This is a genomic window from Hominimerdicola alba, from assembly GCF_900112155.1.
GTDB lineage: Bacteria > Bacillota > Clostridia > Oscillospirales > Ruminococcaceae > Hominimerdicola > Hominimerdicola alba_D.
The window spans coordinates 84,650-108,017 of record NZ_FOKQ01000013.1 but is presented as its reverse complement, the minus strand read 5'-3'; the positions used below and the strand labels follow the sequence as shown (position 1 = coordinate 108,017).

Below are 23,368 nucleotides of genomic sequence, written 5' to 3'. Positions count from 1 at the left end.
CGCCGACAGCAAGGCTGAAAAGAAGGCAGCATATAAAGATAATACCGACAGGATCGAAGTGGAGCGTAAGTTCAGTCTCGCAAAGCGCAAATTCGGTCTTGGTCTGCTGCTCACAAAAAGAGAAGACACAACAAGAGCATCGATAGTTCTCAGCGTTATCGCAATGAACATCGACCGCCTGGCGGCGATGCTTTTGCGCTTCTGGAAAATAGTGATAAATATTCGCTTCTCATATCGCCAGCCGGTATGCCATGGATTTTAGAGGCTTGTTGAGGAGAGACTAAGTAGTCTTTTCATAGTGTCACCAGATAAGAAAAACGGTATTTCTTATCTGAAATATCATATGTTCCTGTTCATTTTTTTAGGTCATATTTTTTTGTAACGCTTATCAGAATATTGCTACTACTGCGCCGTCGTATTCGCTCTCGATGAACTGTTTTACATCATCGGTCTTGAGTGCGTCGATAATAGCTTTTGTCTTTTCACTGTTCTCATCGCCTGCACGTACTGCGATTATATTTGCGTATGTGTGGGCAGCATCACCGTCTGCATTCTCGACAGCAAGAGCGTTCTTTATGTCAAGTCCTGCTGCAAGAGCATAGTTGCCGTTGATCACTGCGAGAGAACCCTCATCAGAGTTGCCGAACTGTGCTGCAACTGTATCTGCCTGAACTGTGGTTATCTTATAGCCGCCGTCATCTACGATATCCAGAGTGGTAACGCCTTTTTCAGCGCTTGCATCATCAGGCAGCTTTATAAGACCCTCCTGCTGTAAGAGAAGAAGTGCTCTTGTTTCGTTGCTGTCGTCCGCAGGGATTACTATGCTTGCGCCTTCCTTGACATCATCAAGAGAAGATACACCGTTGCCGTAAAGACCGAAAGGCTCATAATGTATTTCGGCTGCACTTGCGAGGTCTGTGCCATTTTCTGAATTGTAGCTGTTGAGGTAGGGTGTGTGCTGGAAATAGTTCGCGTCAAGCTCTCCATCTGTCAGTGCCTTATTAGGCAGAACATAATCGTCATATATCTTGATATCCAGTGTCCAGCCCTGTTCTTCAAGTACGGGTTTGATGTGTTCAAGTATCTCGCCGTGGGGTGTGGAAGTAGTACCTATAACGATAGTCTTGTTATTGCTTGTTTCAGATTTTGAATTGCCCTGTGTCTTTTCGGAAGCATTTGTACTGTTGCAGCCTGCAAATGCAACAACGGACAGTGAAACTGCGATAGCTGATGTGATTATTTTCTTGATATTCATGATTAAAAACTCCTTTTTCAGATAAATGATTGTTTTATTGGTCACGGTCGAAAGTCATACATCGCAGCATTCGCCCGAACCTGAAATTTATCCGAAGGAGCTTCGTAAATCTTAATGTCATTTTTCATCTTTCCTTACTATGTAATTTAGTGGATCAGGCAGCGCGCTTGTCAGTCCTTCGGGCTATGCGCATACCGATCTCCTGGATAAGCTGTACTATGACTATGGTCAGAGCCACACATATCCATACTATTTCGTCATTAAAACGCTGATAACCGTAGGTTATGGCTATCATTCCAAGACCACCGCCTCCTATGGTGCCTGCCATAGCTGAGTAGCCAAGTATGGTCACAAGAGATATTACCGCACCTACAAGCAGTGCAGGCTTCGCTTCTGGTATAAGTACCTTAGTGATTATCCTGAATTCTCCCGCACCCATGGAATGTGCAGCTTCGATAACACCTTTGTCGACCTCTTTTATGGATGATTCGACCATTCTTGCTATATATGGTATCGCTGCCAGTACAAGGGTAACAATCATCGCTTTGTTTCCAAGGCTTGTGCCGACTATCAGCTTTGCCGCAGGCAGAACAGCGACCATAAGTATTATAAATGGTATACTGCGGAATATGTTGACCAGCAAGTCGAGTATCCTGTTCAGCCACCCGATGGGATGTATGCCGTCCTTTGCGGTGACTACAAGTACCACACCAAGAGGAAGTCCAACAAGATAAGCAAAGAATGCGGATATGAACGTCATGTACACCGTTTCCCAGATACCCAGCTGCAATACACCGTTATCCCACAGCTTTTGCAGTATTTCCGACATTCTGCTCACCTCCCTCGAACTCACTGAATGTGACATTGTTTGCTTTAAGATAGTTTCTGACCTTTTCGGATGAACGGCTGTCATCCGGCAGCTGAAGTATCATCTCGCCGTATGCTTTGCCGTCGATATCCTTTGTTTGGGCATAGAGTATATTGAGCGGCACTCCGCAGGCGAGTATAATATTTGAAAGCAGGGGTGTAAAGGAGCTTTCTCCGTTATAAACCAGTCTTATCCTGTCACCGCCTGTGATATTCTCCATAGTTTTAAGTTCGGGAAGTATCAGCTTTTTAGCAATATCAGATTTCGGGTGAGAGAAGACTTTTGCCACATAGCCGACCTCAGTCACAACGCTGTTATCCATAACAGCTACACGGTCACATATAGTGTCGATGACTTTCATCTCGTGAGTTATGACCACTATCGTTACCCCAAGCCTGCGGTTTATCTCGCGCATAAGTTCAAGTATCGACCTTGTGGTATCTGGGTCAAGGGCACTTGTGGCTTCATCGCACAGCAGATATTTAGGCTCGGTAGCCAGTGCTCTCGCGATAGCAACCCTCTGTTTTTGTCCGCCCGAAAGCTGTGAAGGATATGCTTTTTCTTTATCGGATAATCCTACCAGTTCAAGCAGTTCTTTGGCCCGCTTTTCGGCTTCACGTTTTGATACGCCTTTTATCTCAAGGGGAAAACAGATATTTTTCAGCACCGTCCTCTGTTCAAGAAGATTGAAACCTTGAAATATCATACCTATATTTTGTCTGAGTTTCAGAAGTTCCCGCTTTTTCAGATCGCCAAGCACCTTGCCGTCTATTATAACTTCGCCCGAAGTCGGCTTTTCAAGATAGTTGATACAACGCACCAGCGTGCTTTTTCCTGCTCCCGAAAGACCGATGATGCCGAATATCTCGCCGTCATTTATTGTAAGGCTGACATCTCTGAGGGCTGTAAAACTGCCTTTTTTTGTTTTGTAATCTTTGAAGATGTTTATCAGCTCTATCATCTCGGCCGCTCCTTTCTCATTTCCTATCGGGTATGTATGAATTATATCATACAAATCATAGTAAGTCAATAGGAAATTTCTCACAAAGAAAACCAAAGATATCATAGTTGATTTGTAGGAATTGAAATAGCTGTTGGTGATCTTTATCTTTTTCTTGACAATCCTATCCAAATGTGTTATTATATGGGTACATCATAGTAATATGATAGGAATACTTATATATAAAGCAAGGTGAACTTATGAAAATATACGATCTTGATGAGGCGCTCTACAATAAGTATATAGCACCCACAAAAAAAGACAGAGGGGCATCTATCGGCATCGAAATAGAGATGCCTGTTGTTGATATTTCGGGCAAAGCTGTGGATGAAGCTACGGTCTTATCTATCGCAGACAGATTCAGAGAACATTTTCGTTTCGAGATAACAAACAGCGATGACAACGGAAATGTCAACTCTATGACACATGAAGAAACAGGCGACAATCTGTCTTTTGACTGTTCATATTCAAATCTTGAACTTTCCATGGGAAAGAGCGATGATCTCAATATTCTTCATAAGCGATTTCTGAAATACTATAATTATCTTCAGGAACTGTTCAGACCATTTGGTTATACGCTGACAGGCATGGGGATAAATCCTCATTATAATATAAATACAAACAGACCTGTTCCTAATGAGCGCTACCGTATGCTTTACCATTATCTTCACAGCTACCGAAGATATGAGGGCGATATAGGCAGACATTTCCATGACCGTCCTGATTTCGGGACTTTCACCAGTGCGTCACAGGTCCAGCTGGATGTTTCGCATGATGATCTCATAGAGACCCTTAACGTATTCACTCTTTTAGAGCCATATAAGGCTCTGCTTTTTGCTAATTCATATCTTCCTGAATTTCCCGATTATCTCTGTGCAAGGAATATGCTTTGGGAGCATAGTATGCAGGGCTATAATCCTCATAACATAGGTATGTTCACCGACAAGCTCCACAGTGTTGATGAGCTTATTGAATATATAAAATCCCAATCGATATACTGCACTATGCGTGATGGCAAATACATAGATTTCAAGCCTGTTTCGGTTCGGGATTATTTTGAACTTGAAAAGGTCAGCGGAGAATATTTTGACGGCAGTTCCTACAGAAGCACTACTTTTTCTCCCGAATGCTGTGATCTTCAATACCTCAGAACTTTTAAATTCGAGGATCTGACATTCAGGGGAACTATAGAATACCGCAGCTCATGCTGTCAGCCCATAAGCGATGTTATGACAGTTGCCGCATTCCACACAGGTCTCTCCATAAAGCTTGATGAACTGAAAGAACTGCTTGACAAAGACAGGGTGATATACTCCCACGGATATTCACCTGCGGAATTGCAGGATATGCTTTCAAAGCGAGAACTTCCCAAATTTCTTGACCGTGATGGTCTTAGATCTCAGCTTGAAGCCATACTTGATATCGCAGCAAGCGGTCTTAAAGAACGAGCAAAGAACGAAGAACATTTTCTTGCACCCCTCTATGACCGTGCAGAAAAGCTGACAAATCCTGCGAAAGAGATGTTGGAAGGCTTAGAACAAGGCATACCTATGACGCAGTTTATAGAAAAATATTCGAGAATATAGAAACACTGATATTTAAAAAACTAATAAAGTCCTGCACAAGATCAGTGCAGGACTTTGCTTTTAATGTGGCTGATACATCAGCTTTATCTCTGAATAATACTCCCAAGTATCTCAATAAATTTTTCCAACTCGGCATCGGAGGTAAGGTGTGAAAGGCTTATCCGCCATGAACTGAGAGCACGCTTTCTGTCGTGAAAAAGTGCCATGACTGACCTTGATGGCGTGTTCGCCACCGAGCAGGCGGATTTTACCGAAACACATACGCCTTGCTCGTCCAGCAGACGGCGCATTTCTTCACCTTTTATACCATTTACAGAGATGTTCAGTATATGCGGGACTGCATCTTCGGGGCTGTTTATAGATATCATGTTATTTTCTAAAAAATGATCCCGAAGCTTTTGGTTCAACTCCGACACACGGGAATTACGTTCTTCAATTTCATTAAAGGCATACTTTAATGCTGCTGCACAGGCTGAAGCTGCGGGTGCATCGGGAGTTCCGCTGCGGTAAATGGTAGTGCTGGCACCGCCGTGAATAAGAGGTTCAAGTATGATACTTTTAGCCTTGTACAGTACGCCGAAGCCTTTCAGTCCGTAGAATTTGTGAGGCGCAAAGCTTGCAGTATGCACGCCTGTCAGGTCGAGTTTGATTTTGCCTATCGCCTGAGTTGCATCAACGTGCAGAACACAGTTTGGATAGCCTTTTACTATTTCAGAGATCTCGGATATGGGCTGAACAGTTCCAAGTTCGCTGTCAACGGCACATACGGCACAAAGTACGGTGTCATCGCGCATAAGGCTTTTCAGATGTTCAAGATCGATCTTTCCGCTGGGAAGTATATTCACAAGGTCTATCTCCCAGCCCTGTTCCTGCAAATATGTGAGCGCCCCGCTTACAGAACTGTGCTCCAGAAATGTAGAAACGATGTGCTTACCCTTGCGCCTGCGGCTGTGGGCTATGCCCTTTATCGCCAGATTATTTGCTTCGCTTGCCCCGCTTGTGAATATCAGTTCATCGGTAGATACACCCAACAGTTCCGAGATTTTTACAAGAGAATCATCCACTGCGGATCTTGCTTTTCTGCCCTCGCTGTGGAGAGAATTGGGGTTTGCAAAAGCATTTCTCGCTGTTTCGGTATATACAGAAAGCACACGTTCATCGGCGGGCGTATCGGCAGAATAATCAAGATAGATATTACTCATCGCTTACCTCCGCCACTGTTCCTCTGACGCTTCTGCCCTCATCGAAATCATCCAGAAAATGATGATACTCTTCACCGCGGTGATATGAGATTATGGTCTGCAAATTCACATTCTCAACACTGCGGAATATGTTCATGTCTATGGCAGGACTTTTCGCCCTCAGCTGTTTAAGCAGAGTTTTAACTTCCTGACGTTTTGAACCGCCTCCGCCGTTATCGCACATGGTACAGTTCTCGGTGAAACGACAGGCGCACTGGATAAACTGCAGGTCGTTGTACTGCTTCCACTTGATTATATCTTCCTCACGCACCATATACATAGGGCGGATAAGCTGCATACCCTCGTAGTTCTCGCTGTGAATCTTGGGCATCATGGTCTGAACCTGTGAACCGTAAAGCATACCCATGAGGATAGTTTCGATAACATCATCAAAGTGGTGACCCAGTGCTATCTTGTTGCAGCCCAGTTCCTTTGCAGTCTTGTAAAGATATCCTCTTCTCATTCTTGCGCAGAGATAGCAGGGGTGCTGATCCACCTTTGCCACAGCATCGAATATCTCTGTTTCAAACACCTGTATCGGTATCTGCAAAAGCTCGGCATTTTCTATTATCTTCTGATAGTTGATCTCATTGTAGCCGGGATTCATTACCAGGAATACTACTTCAAAGGGTATCTTTGAATACCTTTGCAGACGCTTCATGCACATCGCCATCAGCATCGAATCCTTGCCACCCGAGATACAGACAGCGATCTTGTCGCCTTCCTGTATCAGGTCGTATTCTTTTATTCCCTTGAGAAATTTTGACCATATGGTCTGACGGAACTTTTTCACAACTGAAAGTTCTATGTCATTTGGCATCTCCATTTATATCACCTTTCGTAAAAATCTAATTATATCATAATTTTATATTTGGCACTCGGGAGGTTCGTAATTGCTGTCCTTCAGCACAGTTATTGTCGGGTGATCACCGCATACTGCACAGCCTGATGTTTCTTTCGGCAGAGGGACTTTCCGAAACTCCATAGTCAGTGCGTTATATGTCAGCAGATTTCCTGTAAGCAGTTCGCCTATACCGAGGATATATTTTATGGCTTCAAGCGCCTGCAAGCTTCCTATCACTCCCGCCATAGCCCCGATGACTCCCGCTTCCTTGCAGGATGGCACAGCATCTTTTTCGGGAGGCTCAGTGAAAACACAGCGATAGCATGGACCTTTGTGTGGTACATAAGTCATAAGCTGACCCTGAAAACGCAGTATCCCTGCGTGAGAGAAAGGCTTTTCAGCCATAACACAGGCATCGTTTATCAAAAACTTTGCCGCGAAATTGTCTGTGCCATCGATGATAAAATCGTAGTCTTTGATAATTCCGAGAATATTCTCAGAGGATATGAATTCATGATATGTGATCACATTCACATCGGGATTAAGAGCATTTATGGTCTCTTTTGCGGATTCAATTTTAGGCTTTCCGATATCCTCAGTGCCGTGGATTATCTGCCTTTGCAGATTTGTGATATCAACATTATCGGCATCTGCTATGCCTATGGTGCCTACTCCTGCTGCCGCAAGGTACATCAAAGCAGGTGAGCCAAGACCGCCAGCGCCTATCACCAGGACCTTTGCGCCAAGCAGTTTTTTTTGCCCACGTACACCGACTTCTTTAAGCAGTATGTGTCTGGAATATCGCTCTATCTGTTCATTTGTCAGTGCCATATTCCGCACCTTCCTTTGTTTCGCAAAATGCTGTTATATCGGGCTGTACATCAAGATGTTCGCCTATGGTCTTGCCAAGCCATACCATATCATACCACCGCATGAATTTGTATCCGCTTTTCGAGAAAGTTCCTTTGAGTTCATAGCCCATATGTTCATGAAAATCCACACTGTTTCGGTCTATATATTCGTCAGCTTCACCGTTTGGCACACCTATGCAGGCGTAAAGATCAATTACACCCATAGCCCGCATACATTTTTCCAGTTCGTTATATAGAAGTCTGCCAACACCCGTTTTCCTTTTATTGTGGTCAACATAAATGGTAACTTCTGCCGACCAGTCATACGCTTTGCGTGCTATGAATTCATGGGCATAAGCATAACCGATGATCTTTTCGTTACTTTCGGCTACAATATATGGATATCGTTTGGTGATATCCCTTATCCTGCCCGCAAATTCATAGGCACTCGGTACTTCATATTCAAAGGTGATAGCTGTGTTTTTCACATAGTAAGAATATATATCAAGAAGCTCTTTTGCATCGCTGACAGCGGCTTTTCGTATCGTGATATCGCTCATATACAGCCCTCATTATTTGTCAAAATATATTTCCATATCATAGCTCACAACATTTCCCTTTACCGATTCCGAGATGCCATGGTTTGTATATCCCATGCTCTCGTAAAAGCCTATCAGCGATTCCTTGCAGGTAAGTGAAACATGATTTACTCCTGCCGATCTTGCCGAAGAAAGTATATGTGTCATAAGCCTGTGAGCTATCTTTTTATGGCGAAAATCAGGGTGTACAGCAAGCCCGTATATCAGCAGATTTTCACCTCTGTCATCAAAACCGCCGTCCTGCTCGTAGAGGTCATCGGTAATATACGGCTTTTTGGAACGGCTGCCGTCGATAAGACCGACTATCTGTCCCGCTATCTCAGCCTTGAAAAACCACTGAGGAAAATGTGTAAGACGGTATTCAAAGGCTTCTTTCGATGCTGCCTTTTCGGGTGGAAAAGCAAGACATTCAATATAATGAAGCTCGTCAAGGTCGGAAAGCTCCGCCTGTTTTATAATGATATCCGCTGACATATTTTATCTCCTTTTCTTTGCCTTGTGATAGCCTGTGGTGATATCCTTTACGACCTCGCCTGCAATAAGCAGACCCGCCACAGCAGGTACAAAAGCTGTACTTCCCGGGATATCCCTGCGTTCGGTACACTTGTGTTTCGCATCGGGGGGACATATACAATGTGTGCGGCAGCTTATGGACATATCTTCAATAGGGCGGGTGGGTATCTCGTCCGAGTACACCACTTTGAGTTCACTGACATTTCGCTTTCTCAGCTCGTAACGCATGACCCTTGCAAGTGGACATACCTTTGTATCGTAGATGTCGGCTATTTGCATACGTCCCGCATCCAGTTTGTTGCCTGCACCCATAGCGCTTATTATCGGGACTTTCTTCGCCTTTGCACGCATTATTATCTCAAGCTTTGCTGTAACGGTATCCACCGCGTCAATGACATAGCTGTATTCCTCAAAAGGGAAGTCATCGGCATTTTCGGGCAGAAAGAAGCATTTGTGAATGCGTATATCCACCTTCGGATTTATTTCCATCATGCGCTCCGCCATGACTTCAGCTTTGTACCTGCCCACGGTCTTGCGGGTGGCAAGTATCTGTCTGTTGAGATTTGTCAGACACACCTTGTCATCGTCGATAAGGTCGAAAGCCCCAACTCCGCTTCGCACCAGCGCCTCACAGACATATCCTCCCACGCCGCCTATACCGAACACCGCCACCCTGGCAGAAGATAGCTTGTCTATGCCCTCTTTACCGATAAGCAGCTGTGTTCTTGAAAACTGATCCAGCATCAGTGATCCTCCTTAGATATTTTTCCTTTGGTATTATATCATTAATATCATAGTAAGTCAATAGATTTAATATGTTATTAATTTTTTCTTCATTGAAATCCTTTCAGAAAAGGTGTATCATAAATATAATATGGTCATGGAAACGGAGATGGTGTAATGGAAGAAACTATAATCAAGCATATCTCGGCAGAAGATTTTTTGAAAATCGACAAAAGCGGAATTACTTTGCTGGATATCCGCGAGGAATACGAGGTTCAGATAAAGCCAATAGATTCCGCGGTGAACATACCGTTTTCAGTGCTTACAAAAAGGCTTTCCGAAATTGATAAAAACAAGCCTGTATATGTCATGTGCTCAACAGGCGACCTCAGCGAGGAGATAACCGAGATACTTACTGATATGGGATATGATGCTTACAATATCGACGGCGGATATGCCGCTTACAAAGAGAAGAAAGAAACTCTTCCGCACCGCGAACTTGATCTTAGGGGAGTTTGCTGCCCCGGTCCTGTGGTGCGTACAGCCGAAGAACTGAAAGATTTGGCTTACGGCCAGCGTTTGTATATCGTATCGGACGAAGCCGCTTTTTCTTCGGATATAGCCGTTTGGTGTGAAAGCACAGGCAACAGGCTGGTAAGTCTTGAAAATGACGGCAGAGAGATCAAAGCAGTCATAGAAAAACAGCCGCCTAAGAAACCAGCAGATGTTCGTCCTAACGGAAAGACCTTCGTGCTTTTCAGCGGTGATCTCGACAAGACCATAGCAGCTTTCATTATGGCGAATGCAGCAGCATCAATGGGCAGGAAAGTCACTTTGTTCTTCACTTTCTGGGGGCTGAATATCCTCCGCCGACCCGAAAAGGTCAGTGTCAGGAAGAATATAGTTGAAAAAATGTTCGGATTCATGATGCCAAGAGGTACTAAAAAGCTGGGACTTTCCCGCATGAATATGGGCGGAATGGGGGCAAAGATGATACGCACCGTGATGAAAAGCAAGGGCGTTGATTCTCTTGAAGAACTGATAGATTCGGCAAAAGCCCAGGGCGTGCGAATTGTTGCCTGTCAGATGTCCATGGATATAATGGGGATACATCGTGAAGAGCTGATAGATGGTGTAGAGCTGGGCGGTGCGGCTACTTTTATTGGTTCGGGCGAACAAAGCGATATGAGTTTGTTTATATAATGAGGAGGAGAAAAAATGATATCAAGAAACGAAGCTTTTGAACTGCTCAGAAAGTACAACAAGGATCATTTCCATTTGCAGCACGCACTTACCGTTGAAGCGGTGATGAAATGGTATGCTAACGAACTCGGTTACGGTGATGACGCTGAATACTGGGGGATAGTTGGTCTTCTGCATGATATTGATTTTGAGATATACCCGGAGGAACACTGCATAAAAGCTCCCGAACTGCTTAAAGAGGGCGGTGTCAGCGACGATATCATACACGCAGTATGTTCCCACGGTTACGGCATAACTGTGGGCTGCGGAGTTACTATAGATGTTGAACCTGTCCACGAGATGGAGAAAGTTCTGTTCGCGGCTGATGAACTGACAGGTCTTATAGGTGCGGCGGCTCTTATGAGACCTTCAAAGAGCACCAAGGATATGGAGCTTAAATCACTGAAAAAGAAATACAAAAGCAAGGGCTTTGCCGCAGGCTGTTCAAGAGAAGTCATCGGCAGAGGTGCAGATCAGCTTGGCTGGGAGCTTGACAAGCTTCTTGAACTGACCATGCGTGCCATGGCAGATACAGAAGATATCATAGCTCAGGAAATGAGCGAGCTTTGATTATATTTCTGCTTTCAATATATCAATATTATAAGTAAACGGCTTGTTCCATTAGCGGACAAGCCGTTTTTATATTGCAGATCTTGCTTTGGTGATATCAATTATCATAAATTGGCAGATAAATGAAATTTTCATAACAGCCTTGATCTGCTCAATGCCCTGAAAAAATGCTTTTCATGGGATGTAACGTTATCACGTATTTAGATTTTAACGCTTTTCCTGTGAAACCAAAAACTGTAAATCTATGGAAATTAACTGCAATGAGATATTTTGCTCATTATTCGTTTACAAATGCCATCGAATTATTTGTGGATAATCAAATGTGATGATAACGTTGCCCTATATTTTCGTTGACGAAAGCAAATTTTATGATATAATAAAAATCAATAAAGACAGATATGACATATAAATCAAATCTATTAGGTATGAATTTAACCAATAACTATAAATCATATTGATAAGGAGAGTTAAAAATTTATGAGCCAATATCGTATAGCAGTTGCTACGGCGGACGGACATAAAGTAGATCAGCATTTCGGTTCTGCTTCACGTTTTGATATCTATCGTATCGAAGATAATATTTCCGCCAAAGAAAAAACTGTATCCTTTGGAAATCAGGATGGCTGCAGCGGTGACCACAGAGGTGCAGAAGCCAGACTTGAACTGGTAGAAGACTGCCAGTATGTGATCGCTGCACGCATCGGCAGCAGGATACAGAGATATTTTGAGATACAAAAGAAGAAATATTTTGAAATGCCCGGTTCTGATACGGATTACGTGATCGAAAAGATCGTAGAGTACAGAAAACGCAGCGGTAAGTAAGGAAAGGTGATGTGATCATGTCAAAGGTAGCAGAAAATCTGACAGAGCTTATAGGCAATACGCCGCTTTTAAAAATAAGCAGGCTGGCAGGAGATGAGGAACTTTATGCAGAGGTGTATGCAAAGCTTGAATACTTCAATCCTCTGGGAAGTGTAAAGGACAGGATAGCCCTTGCGATGATAGACGATGCTGAGGAAAAAGGACTTCTCAAAGAAGGGTATACAATAATCGAACCCACAAGCGGAAATACAGGTATTGGTCTTGCATTCGTCGGTGCTGTCAAGGGATATAAAGTTATACTGACAATGCCCGAAAGTATGTCCATTGAACGCCGAAGGCTGGTAACTCAGCTTGGGGCAAAGGTGATACTTACTCCCGCGGCAGATGGAATGAAAGGTGCTATCCGCAAGGCTGAAGAACTCAATGCTATCATAGAGGATTCATTTATCCCTCAGCAGTTCGATAACCCTGTAAATCCCGAGGTACATACAAAGACTACTGCACAGGAGATCATAAGAGATACCGATGGCAAGGTAGATTACTTCGTTGCAGGTGTCGGTACAGGCGGAACTGTCACAGGTACGGGCAGAGCTCTCAAACAGAATGATCCCGATACAAAGGTGATTGCTGTTGAACCTTATGATTCATCTGTGCTTTCTGGAGAAGCTCCCGGTCCTCATGTTATTCAGGGCATAGGCGCAGGATTTGTGCCACATATCTTCGACAGGGAAGTCATCGATGAGATATTCAGGGTGAAGAACAAGGAAGCACTGGAAACTGCACGTACAGCGGCAAGGCTTGAAGGTCTGCTGGTGGGGATATCATCGGGTGCAGCATTGTTTGCGGCGATAGAACTTGCTAAGCGCAAGGAGAATAAAGGCAAGCGCATAGTTGTGCTTCTGCCGGATACCGGTGAACGTTACCTAAGTACCGCACTGTTCGATCAGCCTGCGGAACTTGCCTGATTAGGAGGGATATCATGTCATTTATAGAAAGACCAAGGTTTTCATGTATGCTCGGAGGAGCACTTGCTACTCTTACCTCTCTTCCGAGAGTAATACCTATTATACACGGAGCACAGGGCTGTGGCGGTCAGCTGACCAATTCATTTGCTTACGGCGGATATCTGGGAGTTGGTTACTGCGGTGGTGCTTCACTGCCCAGCTCAAATGTCAGCGAAAAGGAGATTATCTTCGGCGGTGCTGAGAGGCTCAGAAAAGAGATACTTGCAGCCTACGATGTTATGGACGGCGACCTTTTTGTAGTAGTTACAAGCTGTATGACTGACCTTATCGGAGATGATGTTGAAGCAGTCATCAGTGAGGTTGAAAGACCTGAGTATCCTCTGATATTCGTAGATACCGGCGGATTCAAGGGTAACTCTTACTACGGTTATGATATAGTGATAAAGAGCCTTTTTGAACAGTACATACCTGTAACTAAAGAAAAAGATGAAAAGCTGGTCAACCTGCTGGGAATTGTTCCCGCATATGATCCGTTTTTCAGAGGCGACCTTGAAGAGATAAGACGCATACTTAGCCTGATAGGTGTCAAAGCGACAACTTTCGTTACACCCGACCAGACCATTGATGATATCAGAAATGCAGGCAAAGCATCACTGAATATAGTGCTTTCACCAATAAACGGAGTAAGGGCTGCAAAGGCGGCTAAGGAAAAGCACGGCATAGATTATATAGTTACCGATCTTCCCATAGGCAGCAATGCTTCCGTTAAGTTTGCCCTTGAAGTCGCAGAAAAGCTGGGCATTGACAGGGAGTTTGCCGAAAAGGCTCTTGAAAAAGAAGTTCAGCGTTATTACAGCTATGTTGACAGAGCCACCGATGTTATTGCAGATACGGATTTCCAGAACTATGCAGTGGTAGTCAACAATGCAACACAGGCTCTGCCTTACGCACAGTACCTCGATAACGAGATAGGCTGGCTGCCAGAGTATGTATTTATAACCGACGAACTCAGGGATAAAAACAAGGAGCTTATCCGCAGGCATTTTGAAGAACTGCCCTTTGAATATCGCCCGAAGCTGGTATTTGAAACGGATACCTCAAAGATACAGCAGTACATCACACAGAACGACCCGCAGTATTTATCGGATACCTATTATGAAAAACTTGAGCCTGCATTCGTGCTCGGTAGTTCTATCGACAGAAAGCTTTCGCAGGTGCTGAACGGCAATTTCCTGAACATAAGCTTTCCTGCAATGAGCCGTATAATACTCAACAAAACTTACGCAGGCTTCAACGGTGGACTTGCACTGCTGGAAGATCTGATAACAGCACAGGTATCGGGGAGGTAAAGATATATGAAATTCGATGTTAATTTTGATGTGCAGGTACCGAATCCCAGAGAAAGGCAGAGAGCCACAGCCTATGCTTTCGGCGGATGCACCAGTGATCTGAGGAGCGGTTCATGCGCGGGATGTCTCGGAAGATGCGACCGCAGTTTTACGCAGGCAATGTTCTGCCAGATGGGTGTATCAACTCTGATATCATTCTCAACTAAAGATTCGGTAGTTATAATGCACGGCCCTGTTGGTTGTGGTTCACAGTCCCATGGTATTGATTTCAGTATAAAGCAGTACGGTGCGGCACGTGGCGTTAAGATGGAAGGCGCAAGATGGCTGAGTACAAATCTGACAGAGACCGATGTTATAAGCGGCGGAAACGAAAAGCTTTATAAAACCATAATCGAAGCCGACAGACGTTTTCGACCCACAGCTATATTCGTCTGCAACACCTGTGCCCCCGGAGTTATCGGTGATGATATCGAAAGTGTTGTAAACCACGCGCAGGAACAGGTAACAGCTACGGTAGTTCCTCTGCACTGTCCCGGTTTTGGCGCTAAGGTATTCTCTTCTGCATACGACGTTGTATATCACGGCATCATGCATAGATTCGGGTTTGAACCCAAGAAGTATATCGACTATACCCCCTTTGACAAGAGCGACCCCGACTATGAGCTGAAAAAACAGCGTTATGAATATAAGAAGAGCCGTACAGTGACATTGTACAATGCATGGTCCATAGGTCCAGGAGATGAAAAAGAGATCAAGAGACTTTTGAATGCCTTGGGTATCAACGTTAATATATTCGTTGAGTACAAAGAACCCGATGACTGGAGATTCATCACGGAGACAGCCTTGAATGTCAGCTTCTGCCACGTGCATGATGTGTACTTTCTTGAATTCCTGAAGAGAGAATTCGGCATACCTTATATACTGCCAACTATACCCATTGGTACCGAGCAGACAGTTAAGTTCATAAAAGCCATAGCTGAGTTCTTCGGGCTTGAAAAGGAAGCAGATCTTCTGCTGAAAAAGGAGACCGAGAAACTTAAAAAGGCTCTTGAACCCATAAGAAAGAATGTCGAGGGCAAGAAAGTGCTCATCAGCGGAGGATTCCTGCGTATCGGTGCAACTGGACTTCTGGCAGATGAGATAGGACTTAAAGTTGTAGGTTTCAGAAACTTCAACTATGATGAATTCGGAGATCAGCTGTTCAGCGAAGTTCAGGAAAAGATAGGCGATGTTCAGAATGCGGTTTCAACTCAGGCAAACGAGCTGGTAAACATGGTATACAAGCTTAAACCAGATATTGCAATATCTCACCCATCTGTGGGCGTATGGCTGGTAAAGGCAGGTGTCCCCTCGCTGACATTGTTTGCCCAGAGATTTACATATTTCGGATTTACAGGAGCATATTCACTTGCAAAGAGGATAGAGAGAACACTGAAAAATACAGCCTATGCAAGAAATATCTCAGCCCATACCAAACTTCCATATCAGGAGCAGTGGTACGGTAAGAGCCCATACCATTATATCACGGGTCTGCCCGAAACGGATAAGCCCACTATCTGATAATCGCGAAAGGAAGATATTTATGAAGAAAAGAGTAAGGAAAGCTATTGGAGTACTTATCGCAGCATCACTGCTTGCAGGCAGCCTGACAGCCTGCGGAAGTTCATCGAATAAGAAGTCATCGAGCGGTGTCAAAAAAGAGAACGTTGGTACACTGGAAGTTGCATGGTTCCCGTCATCCATAAAGTCTGCGCTGACAACGGTTGCTTACGATCAGGGATATTTTGAAGAGGAAGGCGTGACAGTAAACTGTGATGTTCTTCTCTCTACCGCTGACAGTTTAACTGCGTTGTCTACAGGTAAGGTGGATGTTGTGCCTGTAGGTATCACACTTCAGTTACAGTTCATGGCTGAGGGACAGGATCTTATATTCTTCGGCGGTTCAGCGCAGGAGGGCGGTGCTATAATCACCAAGCCGGAAAATTCAGATCAGTTTGCTGAACTTTCGGGCTGGGCAGGAAAGAAATGGGCATCAGCCAGAAGCTACACAGGCGATAACATCATACGTGCAAAACTCCGTGAGATAGGCATAGTTCCTGAAAAGGATATCGAGATAGATTACCTCAATGATGATACCTCGATAGTGCAGGCGGTATCAAAGGGCCAGGTAGATGTGGGTTACATCACAGCTGACGGTGTACAGACAGCCAAGAATTTCGGGCTTGATCTGGGTATTAAAGTCGGTGATATCGATCCATGCTATCCCTGCTGCCGTCAGACAACAACTTCAAAAGTAGTTGAAGAAAAGCACGCTGAACTTGTAGCATATCAGCGCGGCCTTATAAGGGCATACAAACTGATACTCAACGATCACGACAATGCCATAGATATAATGGTAAGACAGACAGGTCAGACTGAGGAATATGTTACAGAGGCACTTTATGGTGATTATGCTTCGCGTTACAATCCCGACCCTGCCAAGAACAGAGTTGTGGATTATGCAGCTTATCTTATAGGTGAAGGCATAATAAAAGATGCTGATATAAGCGGAAATGTCAACACTGAGATCTTCCGCGAAGCGCTGGATGAGATTCTTAAAGAATACCCCGATGACCCTGATTATCTTGCACTTAAAGAATTCTCGGACAAATACGATGTTTAAAAGATGATATTATAAGGAGGAACCGATAATGAGTAAAATAGAATTTCGTAATGTTTCATTCAGCTATGAAGCTGATAACAAAGCTGTAAATATCCTTGATGGTCTGAACTTTAAGGTAGAAGAGGGAGAGTTCGCTTGCCTTATCGGTCCTTCTGGCTGCGGTAAGAGTACACTGGTATCTCTGCTGCTGGGACTACAGTTTCCCACAAAGGGTGAGATACTTATAAACGACAAACCTGTGACAGGTCCGGATGTAAACAGAGGAATGGTTTTCCAGCACTATTCGCTGTTTCCGTGGCTGACAGCCAAAAAGAATATAATGTTCGGAATAAAGGAAGCAGGCTTGCTCAAAAGCAGAAAAGAGATCGCAAAAAGGGCAGAGGAATATCTTGAACTGGTAGGTCTTGCTGACAGTGCAGACAAATATCCTCACGAACTTTCAGGTGGAATGCAGCAGCGTGTCGCACTGGCTAGAGCTTTTGCCATGGATACTGATATACTCCTAATGGACGAACCATTCGGTGCAATCGACCCTCAGAAGCGTATAGAGCTTCAGGAACTCAGCATAGAGCTATGCAAAAAGCGGGGCGAAAAGAAGACCGTTGTATTCATCACCCATGATATCGATGAAGCTCTTGTTCTGGCTGACAAGGTATACTTCATGGAGCCTCATAAGATCAGGACGGAAGTAAATGTTGGACTTCCCGCGGATACTCCAAGAGAAGAACTGATAAGACTGAACAGATACGATCAGCTTCGTCATGAACTGCTGGATCTGTTCACAGAAGTGAAGGTGAGAACTGCATGACAGACGCAAGGACATTAAATTCATTGGAAACGCAGGGCAGTGAGAAAACATACTCTGTCGGAAAAATAATATTGAACATAGCAATCGTCACACTTTTCGCGGGAACAGTGATAACACTTTCATTTATAAAAGGAAAGGTCAGCGCACCGAAAAACACTGTTTATGTTTTTATCATGGGGTTTATCTGGCTCTACCATACTGCAAGGGCAGTCATAAAAAAAGATGAATATCATCCTGATATCGCCGTGCTGATATACAGTCTGTTCCTGATATGGGATATAAATTTCCGTATACTCGGCAATGGAAACCCAGTGCTTTCTCCACCGATGGAGAATGTATTTGAAGTATTCCTGAAGGACAGCCAATTTATCGCAGAGGGAATAGGTCATTCGCTGATGATACTGGTAATCGGATTTTCAATAGCTCTTATCACAGGAAATATACTTGGTATGATAGTGGGCTGGGTAAAAAGGCTTAATAATGATTTCACACCCATCGCCAAAGTACTCAGCCCGATTCCCCCCATGGTATATACCCCCTATCTCATCGCGCTTATGCCCACATTTACATCGGCATCTATCGCTGTAATAGGCATTGGTATGTTCTGGCCAATATTCCTCGGAATGATAAACAGGGTAGGCAGTATCAACAGCAGACTGATAGATTCGGCAAAGGCAATGAATGTCAGTACACCAACCATGCTTTTTAAGGTGATCCTGCCTTACAGTATTCCGTCGATTGTCGGAAGTCTGAAAATTCAGATTTCCACCATATTCATGATACTCATCATGGCAGAGATGATAGGTGCCACCAGCGGGCTTGGTTTTTTCATTAAGAAATATTCCGACTATGCTGATTATGCCAGAGTGCTTGCGGGAATATTCGTTGTTGGCGCTGTAATAACCATATTGAATGTTCTGCTGGACATAGCAGAGAAAAAACTGATAAAATGGAAAGCGGTCTGAAAGAATAATACGGAAATAACTGCTGGTTCTGTTTTAATAATATCAAGGAGATGTTCATATGAAAAAAAGCTTTGACAAAGGATTTGTAACACCGCTCCCGGTGTTCATCATAGCAACCTATGACAAGTATGGAAAGCCCAATGCCATGAATGCAGCATGGGCGGGACAGGCAGGGGGAGACCTTATCTCCATAACTCTAGGAGACCATGTTTCTACCGAAAACATCAAGTTGAACAAGGCGTTTACCGTTAGCTTTGCCACAAAGGAATTCATAGCTGAGTCTGACTATGTTGGAATAGTATCGCAGGCTCAGGTACCCGATAAGCTTGAAAAGGCTGGCTTCACCGTGACCAAGTCCGATAAGGTAAACGCGCCCATAATCGACCAGCTGCCTGTTGCTCTGGAATGCAATGTCAAGGATATAATCGAAGAGTACGGTTCGACAAGAGTGGTGGCTCAGATCGTCGGTTTGAAAGCAGATGAAAATGTCCTGACCGATGATAAAGTCGATCTAGACAAGGTAGGTCCGCTGGTGTTCGACTCGTCCGCATTAGCCTACCGCGTGATAGGCGGGATAGCAGGCGGCGCATGGAACGCGGGAAAGAAGTTTGAGTGAAGATTGGTTCATGTATATTGTGCTTATGATCGTACATCTCGGTATGCACATATCGCAAATTAAAGCTGAAAATCAAAATGCTGACAATGCTTTATGCAGGGTCAGCATTTTGCTGATTAAGCTACCAATTATTATTATATGTAAATAAAAAAATCGCAGTAAGATGATAAGAAGCTTTGGTATGCGGCTATAAATTTTATGTAACGCTATCGTACTCAATGGCAAGGTTCATCAAACACGCGATTCGTTATTTAGAATCACTCACCATAAACTGGCATGATAAAATAATACGCAACTGGCTATATGCAGTCAGACCAATTTCTGCTATACTGTAAAAAAACAAGAAATGAGGTTTTGGATATGAGTGAACAGTATCAGCTGAATAAGGAACTTGCACAGATGAGGCTATATGTCGGTATCTTGCAAGAAGCAGGAATATCAATGTTACAACTGAGCAGATTGTGATCGGTTCGGGTGCAGAATATCTCTACGGACTTTGTATCTGGTTTCTATTCCTGTACAGTCCCGATGCTTGAGCAGTATTTTCTGTCAGATTGGCTTGATTCAGGTGAATTTGAACGAAATATCAGCAAGATAAGAAATAGGGTGTAAAGCTATGATTCCTCTCGTCAATTGCAGTGCTAATTTGCTTGTCAAAGGGAATTATTTTTTTATGCCGATCACTGTCGTGACTTGAACAAAGATAAAAGAATCACAGATAGCTTTTTTCTGACTATATTATGTATAATAAAATTAACTAACGGCAGATGTAGGAAATCTACATCTGCCGTTTTTGTAGGGGCAATGGATTGTTTTATACTTATGGTTGATAAAGATGTTTTATATGGTTGCAATGAGGTAAAATATATAGCTTTTTACTCAGATATTTTAGTTACCGGAACGACCGCACCGTTGTACTTTTCGATTATGAACTTTGCGGTGTCCTCTGTTTCAAGAACTTCCACCAACGCTTTCAGACCTGGATCGTCCTTCTTGTCGGGTGTTGTCACGATGATATTTGCATAAGGTGAATCCTCACCCTCGCGGAACAGGTACTTTGTTGCATCAAGACCTGCTTCGATGACTTTGTTGGTGTTGTTGATATATACATCGAACTCGCTGATATGCGTGTTTATCTGTATCGAATCAAGCTCAGTTATCTCGATGGGCTTGATGAATTCTTCGATATCATCTACACTTGCACGTATGTCTTCTGTCTGTCTTAGTTTTATCCAGCCCTGCTGTTCAAGAATGCGGAGAGCTCTGTACTCGTTAGTAGCATCATTGGGTATAACTATTGTTGCGTTATCGGGCACTTCATCGGCAGAATCATACTTTTCGGAATAAGCTGCGATAGGTTCAACATGGATATTTCCTATATTGATAAGATCACCGTTATTGATCTCATTCCATTCTTTAAGATATGGTTCGTGCTGCATATAGTTGAAATCTACCTCGCCGTTCTCAACTTTTTCGTTCCAGGTGCTGTCGGAAGCTGTGCTGACAAGTTCTACCGTATAGCCCTTTTCGTTAAGTGCAGGTTCGATATATTCCAGTATCTCGCTGTGAGGTGTAAGGTCTGCCAGACCCTTTATAACTGTAAGCTCCTTGCCATTTTCCGCTTTCTTTGTTGCAGGCGCGGCAAGGGTAGAGTTTTCTGAGCCGCAGCTTGTGAATATAGCTGAGATGAGTGTTGCTGCAACAGCAGCTGCGATGATGTTCTTGGTTTTCATAATAATTTCCTCCTAAGTGTTTTCATTTTACTTTTCTTTTATATATAACGACTTTTGCCGTTTGTTGCTAAATGAGATGTCTTTTCCTGAGTATAAGGTTGGAGATAAGATCTCCCGCCAGCTGAGCGACCTGTACCATTACGATCAGCACCAGTACGGAAGCTATCAGCATATCATGATAAAATCTGTTGAATCCGAAGCGCACTGCAATATCGCCTATGCCGCCTGCACCGAAATTTCCGGCAAGTGCTGTCATGGAGATTATACCGATAAGTGCTACCGTGAAACCTCTTATTATAGAAGGTATGGCTTCGGGGAGCATTATACGGAAGACTATCGCTGCTGAACTTGATCCCATAGCCTTTGCGGCTTCTATCTTGCCCTTTGGTATCTCGACGAATGCGCCCTGAACCAGTCTTGCATACATTGGTATACAGCTTGCCGCAAGAGCTATGATACAAGCATTTGATCCGTAGCTTTGTCCCAACAGCGCCCTTGCCAGCGGAAGCGTTACAATTATCATTATCATCGATGGAAGTGAACGCAGACAGTTCACGATCGTTCCCGCTGTTTCGTTAAGCACCGGTACTGGTCTTACGCCATCCTTGGATATCACCGAAAGTCCTATTCCCAACAGGATACCAAGCACAAGGGTTATCACTGCACTGAGAGCTACCATATATAAGGTATCCCATACAGCGGGGAATACCGTATCCCACACCTCTTTGCTGAATGCGTGCTTTACAACTTCCCAGAACGAGTATTTCAAAAAACTCATATTCCGCCACCTCCTGTAAATGTTTCATTCTGTCTGAACTCTTTGTATACCTCAAGGAATATCTTTCCTGTTGAGCTTTGGGGATCGAGAAAGATATCGCTTGTTTTTCCGCTCTCGGTTATAACTCCGTTTTCAAGCACTGCTACCTTGCTGCATATCCGCTTTGCAGCTTCAAGCTCGTGGGTTATCATTATTATAGTTACACCCAGTTCTTTGTTGACTTGTTCCAGCAGGTCAAGTATCGAAAGTGTTGACTGCGGGTCGAGAGCACTTGTTGCTTCGTCCGAAAGCAGAACATCGGGATCGTTGGCAAGGGCTCTTGCTATTCCTACGCGCTGTTTCTGACCGCCTGAAAGAGAGCCGGGATATGCGTATTTCTTATCAGAAAGACCTACAAGCTTTAACAGCTTATCCACTTTGGATTCTATCTCCTTTTTGGGAGTTTTGACCAGCTTCAGCGGATATGCGATATTCTGGAACACCGTCATCGAATCGAAAAGATTGAACTGCTGGAATACCATGCCTATCTTTTTGCGTCTTTCTGCAAGCTGTTTTTTGTTCAGTGCTGTTATCTCGGTATCGCCTATCCAGACCTTTCCGCTGTCTGGTTCTTCCAGGCGGTTTATACAACGCACCAGCGTAGATTTACCTGCTCCCGAAAAACCTACTATGCCGAATATTTCGCCTTTGTTTATATTAAGATCTATGCCTTTCAGCACATCATTTTTCTCTTTCTTATTATAGAATGATTTATATAAGTTTTCTGTCCTTATATACGCACTCATATGGTATTACCTCGTTTCTGCTAAGGCTTTTCTATAAGCTGATATAGAATGAATTTATAAATCGCTGTTATATTGATTGATTATATTTATATCACGTTTTTTTCATACCGTCAATCCGAAAATGAGATAACGTTGTCACTGAGAAAGCTGCAAATGCCGATGATGTCATTTTTTTAAAACTAAATGTAAACTATTCTGTGAAATAACATTTCATATCAACTTGGCAAATGAATATTTTGTAAACAAGCGCATTCGAGATAAGTTTATGTGATAACGTGGTCATCTTTTATACGCCTATAATTCAGCAAATTCGGGATAAGATATATTTTTGCTGCGTCAAAAATCATTGCAAGGCGGATAACGTTATCGCTACTTGACATGAAGACTGAAAAGTGATATCGTATTCTGAAAATACAGAAACTGGCAGGATAAGAACAGCAGAAGTTCTGTTTGCAACATCCGGTTCAAGCGGAATGGGCAATTTTACAAAGAAACTGAAAATCAGCGTTTCTGATACGGCAGTTATCAATTAAGGAAAGCGATTCGCAGCAAACACTTCGGTCACCGAACTGAAAAAGTGGGTTAAATCTATC

25 protein-coding genes are annotated in these 23,368 nt (G+C 43.6%); 13 read left to right on the top strand and 12 right to left on the bottom strand.

Annotated elements, in window-relative coordinates; translation table 11 throughout:
• The coding region (locus tag BM265_RS08995; protein WP_143098698.1) for a transposase at positions 1 to 262 on the top strand (262 nt) is incomplete at its 5' end.
• A gap of 126 nt (positions 263 to 388) precedes the next feature.
• On the opposite strand, the gene BM265_RS08990 is transcribed toward BM265_RS08995, so the two are convergent.
• The 3 genes from BM265_RS08990 to BM265_RS08980 all read right to left on the bottom strand — a co-directional run bounded on the left by BM265_RS08990 (position 389) and on the right by BM265_RS08980 (position 3,084).
• Positions 389 to 1,255 carry a MetQ/NlpA family ABC transporter substrate-binding protein gene (locus tag BM265_RS08990; protein WP_347500919.1) on the bottom strand — a complete coding sequence of 289 codons (867 nt, stop codon included), beginning with the start codon at positions 1,253 to 1,255 and terminating at the stop codon, positions 389 to 391.
• Positions 1,256 to 1,409: 154 nt separating this feature from the next.
• On the bottom strand, positions 1,410 to 2,084 hold the full coding sequence (locus BM265_RS08985; RefSeq protein ID WP_074961234.1) for a methionine ABC transporter permease: 675 nt from the start codon (positions 2,082 to 2,084) through the stop codon (positions 1,410 to 1,412).
• Positions 2,053 to 3,084 carry a methionine ABC transporter ATP-binding protein gene (locus tag BM265_RS08980; RefSeq protein ID WP_074961233.1) on the bottom strand — a complete coding sequence of 344 codons (1,032 nt, stop codon included), beginning with the start codon at positions 3,082 to 3,084 and terminating at the stop codon, positions 2,053 to 2,055. The genes BM265_RS08985 and BM265_RS08980 overlap by 32 nt, the downstream gene beginning before the upstream one ends.
• Positions 3,085 to 3,323: 239 nt before the next feature.
• On the opposite strand from BM265_RS08980, the gene BM265_RS08975 reads away from it, so the two are divergent.
• Entirely contained in the window at positions 3,324 to 4,709 is a 1,386-nt protein-coding gene (locus BM265_RS08975; RefSeq protein WP_074961232.1) for a glutamate-cysteine ligase family protein, read from the top strand.
• Positions 4,710 to 4,792: 83 nt separating this feature from the next.
• Here the strand turns inward: BM265_RS08975 and BM265_RS08970 are convergent, their stop codons facing one another.
• The 6 genes from BM265_RS08970 to BM265_RS08945 are packed head-to-tail and all read right to left on the bottom strand — an operon-like array spanning position 4,793 to position 9,501.
• Positions 4,793 to 5,911, bottom strand: a complete 1,119-nt coding sequence (locus tag BM265_RS08970; protein WP_074961231.1) for a cysteine desulfurase family protein — start codon at positions 5,909 to 5,911, stop codon at positions 4,793 to 4,795.
• The gene (locus tag BM265_RS08965; RefSeq protein ID WP_074961230.1) at positions 5,904 to 6,776 is read right to left on the bottom strand and encodes a tRNA 2-thiocytidine biosynthesis TtcA family protein; all 873 of its coding nucleotides are present in this window, start codon (positions 6,774 to 6,776) and stop codon (positions 5,904 to 5,906) included. The genes BM265_RS08970 and BM265_RS08965 overlap by 8 nt, the downstream gene beginning before the upstream one ends.
• A gap of 39 nt (positions 6,777 to 6,815) precedes the next feature.
• The gene (locus BM265_RS08960) at positions 6,816 to 7,625 is read right to left on the bottom strand and encodes a HesA/MoeB/ThiF family protein (protein ID WP_074961229.1); all 810 of its coding nucleotides are present in this window, start codon (positions 7,623 to 7,625) and stop codon (positions 6,816 to 6,818) included.
• Positions 7,609 to 8,205 (bottom strand): GNAT family N-acetyltransferase, encoded by a 597-nt coding sequence (locus BM265_RS08955; RefSeq protein WP_074961228.1) that lies wholly within the window; start codon positions 8,203 to 8,205, stop codon positions 7,609 to 7,611. Before BM265_RS08955 ends, BM265_RS08960 begins: the two co-directional genes overlap by 17 nt.
• A 12-nt stretch (positions 8,206 to 8,217) precedes the next feature.
• Positions 8,218 to 8,718, bottom strand: a complete 501-nt coding sequence (locus BM265_RS08950) for a GNAT family N-acetyltransferase (protein ID WP_074961227.1) — start codon at positions 8,716 to 8,718, stop codon at positions 8,218 to 8,220.
• Between the two features lie 3 nt (positions 8,719 to 8,721).
• Positions 8,722 to 9,501: a tRNA threonylcarbamoyladenosine dehydratase gene (locus tag BM265_RS08945; protein WP_074961226.1), complete on the bottom strand. Its 780-nt coding sequence runs from the start codon at positions 9,499 to 9,501 to the stop codon at positions 8,722 to 8,724.
• 156 nt (positions 9,502 to 9,657) lie between these two features.
• On the opposite strand from BM265_RS08945, the gene BM265_RS08940 reads away from it, so the two are divergent.
• The 10 genes from BM265_RS08940 to BM265_RS08895 all read left to right on the top strand — a co-directional run bounded on the left by BM265_RS08940 (position 9,658) and on the right by BM265_RS08895 (position 19,479).
• Complete coding sequence (locus tag BM265_RS08940; protein ID WP_074961225.1) at positions 9,658 to 10,683, top strand: DsrE/DsrF/DrsH-like family protein; 1,026 nt, start codon at positions 9,658 to 9,660, stop codon at positions 10,681 to 10,683.
• A 15-nt stretch (positions 10,684 to 10,698) separates the two neighbouring features.
• Positions 10,699 to 11,292, top strand: coding sequence for an HD domain-containing protein (locus BM265_RS08935; RefSeq protein ID WP_074961224.1), 594 nt, complete (start codon positions 10,699 to 10,701; stop codon positions 11,290 to 11,292).
• Positions 11,293 to 11,769: 477 nt separating this feature from the next.
• Positions 11,770 to 12,114, top strand: a complete 345-nt coding sequence (locus tag BM265_RS08930; protein WP_074961223.1) for a NifB/NifX family molybdenum-iron cluster-binding protein — start codon at positions 11,770 to 11,772, stop codon at positions 12,112 to 12,114.
• A gap of 17 nt (positions 12,115 to 12,131) precedes the next feature.
• Entirely contained in the window at positions 12,132 to 13,079 is a 948-nt protein-coding gene (cysK, locus tag BM265_RS08925) for a cysteine synthase A (RefSeq protein ID WP_074961222.1), read from the top strand.
• 14 nt (positions 13,080 to 13,093) lie between these two features.
• Positions 13,094 to 14,428 (top strand): nitrogenase component 1, encoded by a 1,335-nt coding sequence (locus BM265_RS08920; RefSeq protein ID WP_074961221.1) that lies wholly within the window; start codon positions 13,094 to 13,096, stop codon positions 14,426 to 14,428.
• Between the two features lie 6 nt (positions 14,429 to 14,434).
• The gene (locus BM265_RS08915; protein WP_074961220.1) at positions 14,435 to 15,988 is read left to right on the top strand and encodes a nitrogenase component 1; all 1,554 of its coding nucleotides are present in this window, start codon (positions 14,435 to 14,437) and stop codon (positions 15,986 to 15,988) included.
• Between the two features lie 22 nt (positions 15,989 to 16,010).
• Complete coding sequence (locus BM265_RS08910) at positions 16,011 to 17,090, top strand: ABC transporter substrate-binding protein (RefSeq protein WP_074961219.1); 1,080 nt, start codon at positions 16,011 to 16,013, stop codon at positions 17,088 to 17,090.
• Positions 17,091 to 17,118: 28 nt separating this feature from the next.
• Positions 17,119 to 17,898 carry an ABC transporter ATP-binding protein gene (locus BM265_RS08905; protein WP_074961218.1) on the top strand — a complete coding sequence of 260 codons (780 nt, stop codon included), beginning with the start codon at positions 17,119 to 17,121 and terminating at the stop codon, positions 17,896 to 17,898.
• Between the two features lie 71 nt (positions 17,899 to 17,969).
• Complete coding sequence (locus BM265_RS08900; RefSeq protein ID WP_177219564.1) at positions 17,970 to 18,863, top strand: ABC transporter permease; 894 nt, start codon at positions 17,970 to 17,972, stop codon at positions 18,861 to 18,863.
• Between the two features lie 58 nt (positions 18,864 to 18,921).
• Complete coding sequence (locus tag BM265_RS08895; protein ID WP_074961216.1) at positions 18,922 to 19,479, top strand: flavin reductase family protein; 558 nt, start codon at positions 18,922 to 18,924, stop codon at positions 19,477 to 19,479.
• An 875-nt stretch (positions 19,480 to 20,354) separates the two neighbouring features.
• Here the strand turns inward: BM265_RS08895 and BM265_RS08890 are convergent.
• The 3 genes from BM265_RS08890 to BM265_RS08880 form a co-directional block, all read right to left on the bottom strand.
• Positions 20,355 to 21,212, bottom strand: coding sequence for a MetQ/NlpA family ABC transporter substrate-binding protein (locus tag BM265_RS08890; RefSeq protein ID WP_074961215.1), 858 nt, complete (start codon positions 21,210 to 21,212; stop codon positions 20,355 to 20,357).
• Positions 21,213 to 21,279: 67 nt separating this feature from the next.
• Positions 21,280 to 21,990: a methionine ABC transporter permease gene (locus tag BM265_RS08885; protein ID WP_074961214.1), complete on the bottom strand. Its 711-nt coding sequence runs from the start codon at positions 21,988 to 21,990 to the stop codon at positions 21,280 to 21,282.
• On the bottom strand, positions 21,987 to 22,775 hold the full coding sequence (locus BM265_RS08880) for a methionine ABC transporter ATP-binding protein (RefSeq protein ID WP_074961213.1): 789 nt from the start codon (positions 22,773 to 22,775) through the stop codon (positions 21,987 to 21,989). Before BM265_RS08880 ends, BM265_RS08885 begins: the two co-directional genes overlap by 4 nt.
• A 392-nt stretch (positions 22,776 to 23,167) precedes the next feature.
• Here BM265_RS08880 and BM265_RS20385 point away from each other — a divergent pair, with 392 nt between their 5' ends.
• Positions 23,168 to 23,308, top strand: coding sequence for a hypothetical protein (locus BM265_RS20385; protein WP_143098697.1), 141 nt, complete (start codon positions 23,168 to 23,170; stop codon positions 23,306 to 23,308).
• The last annotated feature ends 60 nt before the right edge of the window (positions 23,309 to 23,368 follow it).

What these genes read in the sequence shown, in the direction of transcription:
- BM265_RS08990 (WP_347500919.1), bottom strand. Translation starts at nt 1,255, where the DNA reads ATGAATATCAAGAAAATAATCACATCAGCTATCGCAGTTTCACTGTCC.
- BM265_RS08985 (WP_074961234.1), bottom strand. Translation starts at nt 2,084, where the DNA reads ATGTCGGAAATACTGCAAAAGCTGTGGGATAACGGTGTATTGCAGCTG.
- BM265_RS08980 (WP_074961233.1), bottom strand. Translation starts at nt 3,084, where the DNA reads ATGATAGAGCTGATAAACATCTTCAAAGATTACAAAACAAAAAAAGGC.
- BM265_RS08975 (WP_074961232.1), top strand. Translation starts at nt 3,324, where the DNA reads ATGAAAATATACGATCTTGATGAGGCGCTCTACAATAAGTATATAGCA.
- BM265_RS08970 (WP_074961231.1), bottom strand. Translation starts at nt 5,911, where the DNA reads ATGAGTAATATCTATCTTGATTATTCTGCCGATACGCCCGCCGATGAA.
- BM265_RS08965 (WP_074961230.1), bottom strand. Translation starts at nt 6,776, where the DNA reads ATGGAGATGCCAAATGACATAGAACTTTCAGTTGTGAAAAAGTTCCGT.
- BM265_RS08960 (WP_074961229.1), bottom strand. Translation starts at nt 7,625, where the DNA reads ATGGCACTGACAAATGAACAGATAGAGCGATATTCCAGACACATACTG.
- BM265_RS08955 (WP_074961228.1), bottom strand. Translation starts at nt 8,205, where the DNA reads ATGAGCGATATCACGATACGAAAAGCCGCTGTCAGCGATGCAAAAGAG.
- BM265_RS08950 (WP_074961227.1), bottom strand. Translation starts at nt 8,718, where the DNA reads ATGTCAGCGGATATCATTATAAAACAGGCGGAGCTTTCCGACCTTGAC.
- BM265_RS08945 (WP_074961226.1), bottom strand. Translation starts at nt 9,501, where the DNA reads ATGCTGGATCAGTTTTCAAGAACACAGCTGCTTATCGGTAAAGAGGGC.
- BM265_RS08940 (WP_074961225.1), top strand. Translation starts at nt 9,658, where the DNA reads ATGGAAGAAACTATAATCAAGCATATCTCGGCAGAAGATTTTTTGAAA.
- BM265_RS08935 (WP_074961224.1), top strand. Translation starts at nt 10,699, where the DNA reads ATGATATCAAGAAACGAAGCTTTTGAACTGCTCAGAAAGTACAACAAG.
- BM265_RS08930 (WP_074961223.1), top strand. Translation starts at nt 11,770, where the DNA reads ATGAGCCAATATCGTATAGCAGTTGCTACGGCGGACGGACATAAAGTA.
- cysK (WP_074961222.1), top strand. Translation starts at nt 12,132, where the DNA reads ATGTCAAAGGTAGCAGAAAATCTGACAGAGCTTATAGGCAATACGCCG.
- BM265_RS08920 (WP_074961221.1), top strand. Translation starts at nt 13,094, where the DNA reads ATGTCATTTATAGAAAGACCAAGGTTTTCATGTATGCTCGGAGGAGCA.
- BM265_RS08915 (WP_074961220.1), top strand. Translation starts at nt 14,435, where the DNA reads ATGAAATTCGATGTTAATTTTGATGTGCAGGTACCGAATCCCAGAGAA.
- BM265_RS08910 (WP_074961219.1), top strand. Translation starts at nt 16,011, where the DNA reads ATGAAGAAAAGAGTAAGGAAAGCTATTGGAGTACTTATCGCAGCATCA.
- BM265_RS08905 (WP_074961218.1), top strand. Translation starts at nt 17,119, where the DNA reads ATGAGTAAAATAGAATTTCGTAATGTTTCATTCAGCTATGAAGCTGAT.
- BM265_RS08895 (WP_074961216.1), top strand. Translation starts at nt 18,922, where the DNA reads ATGAAAAAAAGCTTTGACAAAGGATTTGTAACACCGCTCCCGGTGTTC.
- BM265_RS08890 (WP_074961215.1), bottom strand. Translation starts at nt 21,212, where the DNA reads ATGAAAACCAAGAACATCATCGCAGCTGCTGTTGCAGCAACACTCATC.
- BM265_RS08885 (WP_074961214.1), bottom strand. Translation starts at nt 21,990, where the DNA reads ATGAGTTTTTTGAAATACTCGTTCTGGGAAGTTGTAAAGCACGCATTC.
- BM265_RS08880 (WP_074961213.1), bottom strand. Translation starts at nt 22,775, where the DNA reads ATGAGTGCGTATATAAGGACAGAAAACTTATATAAATCATTCTATAAT.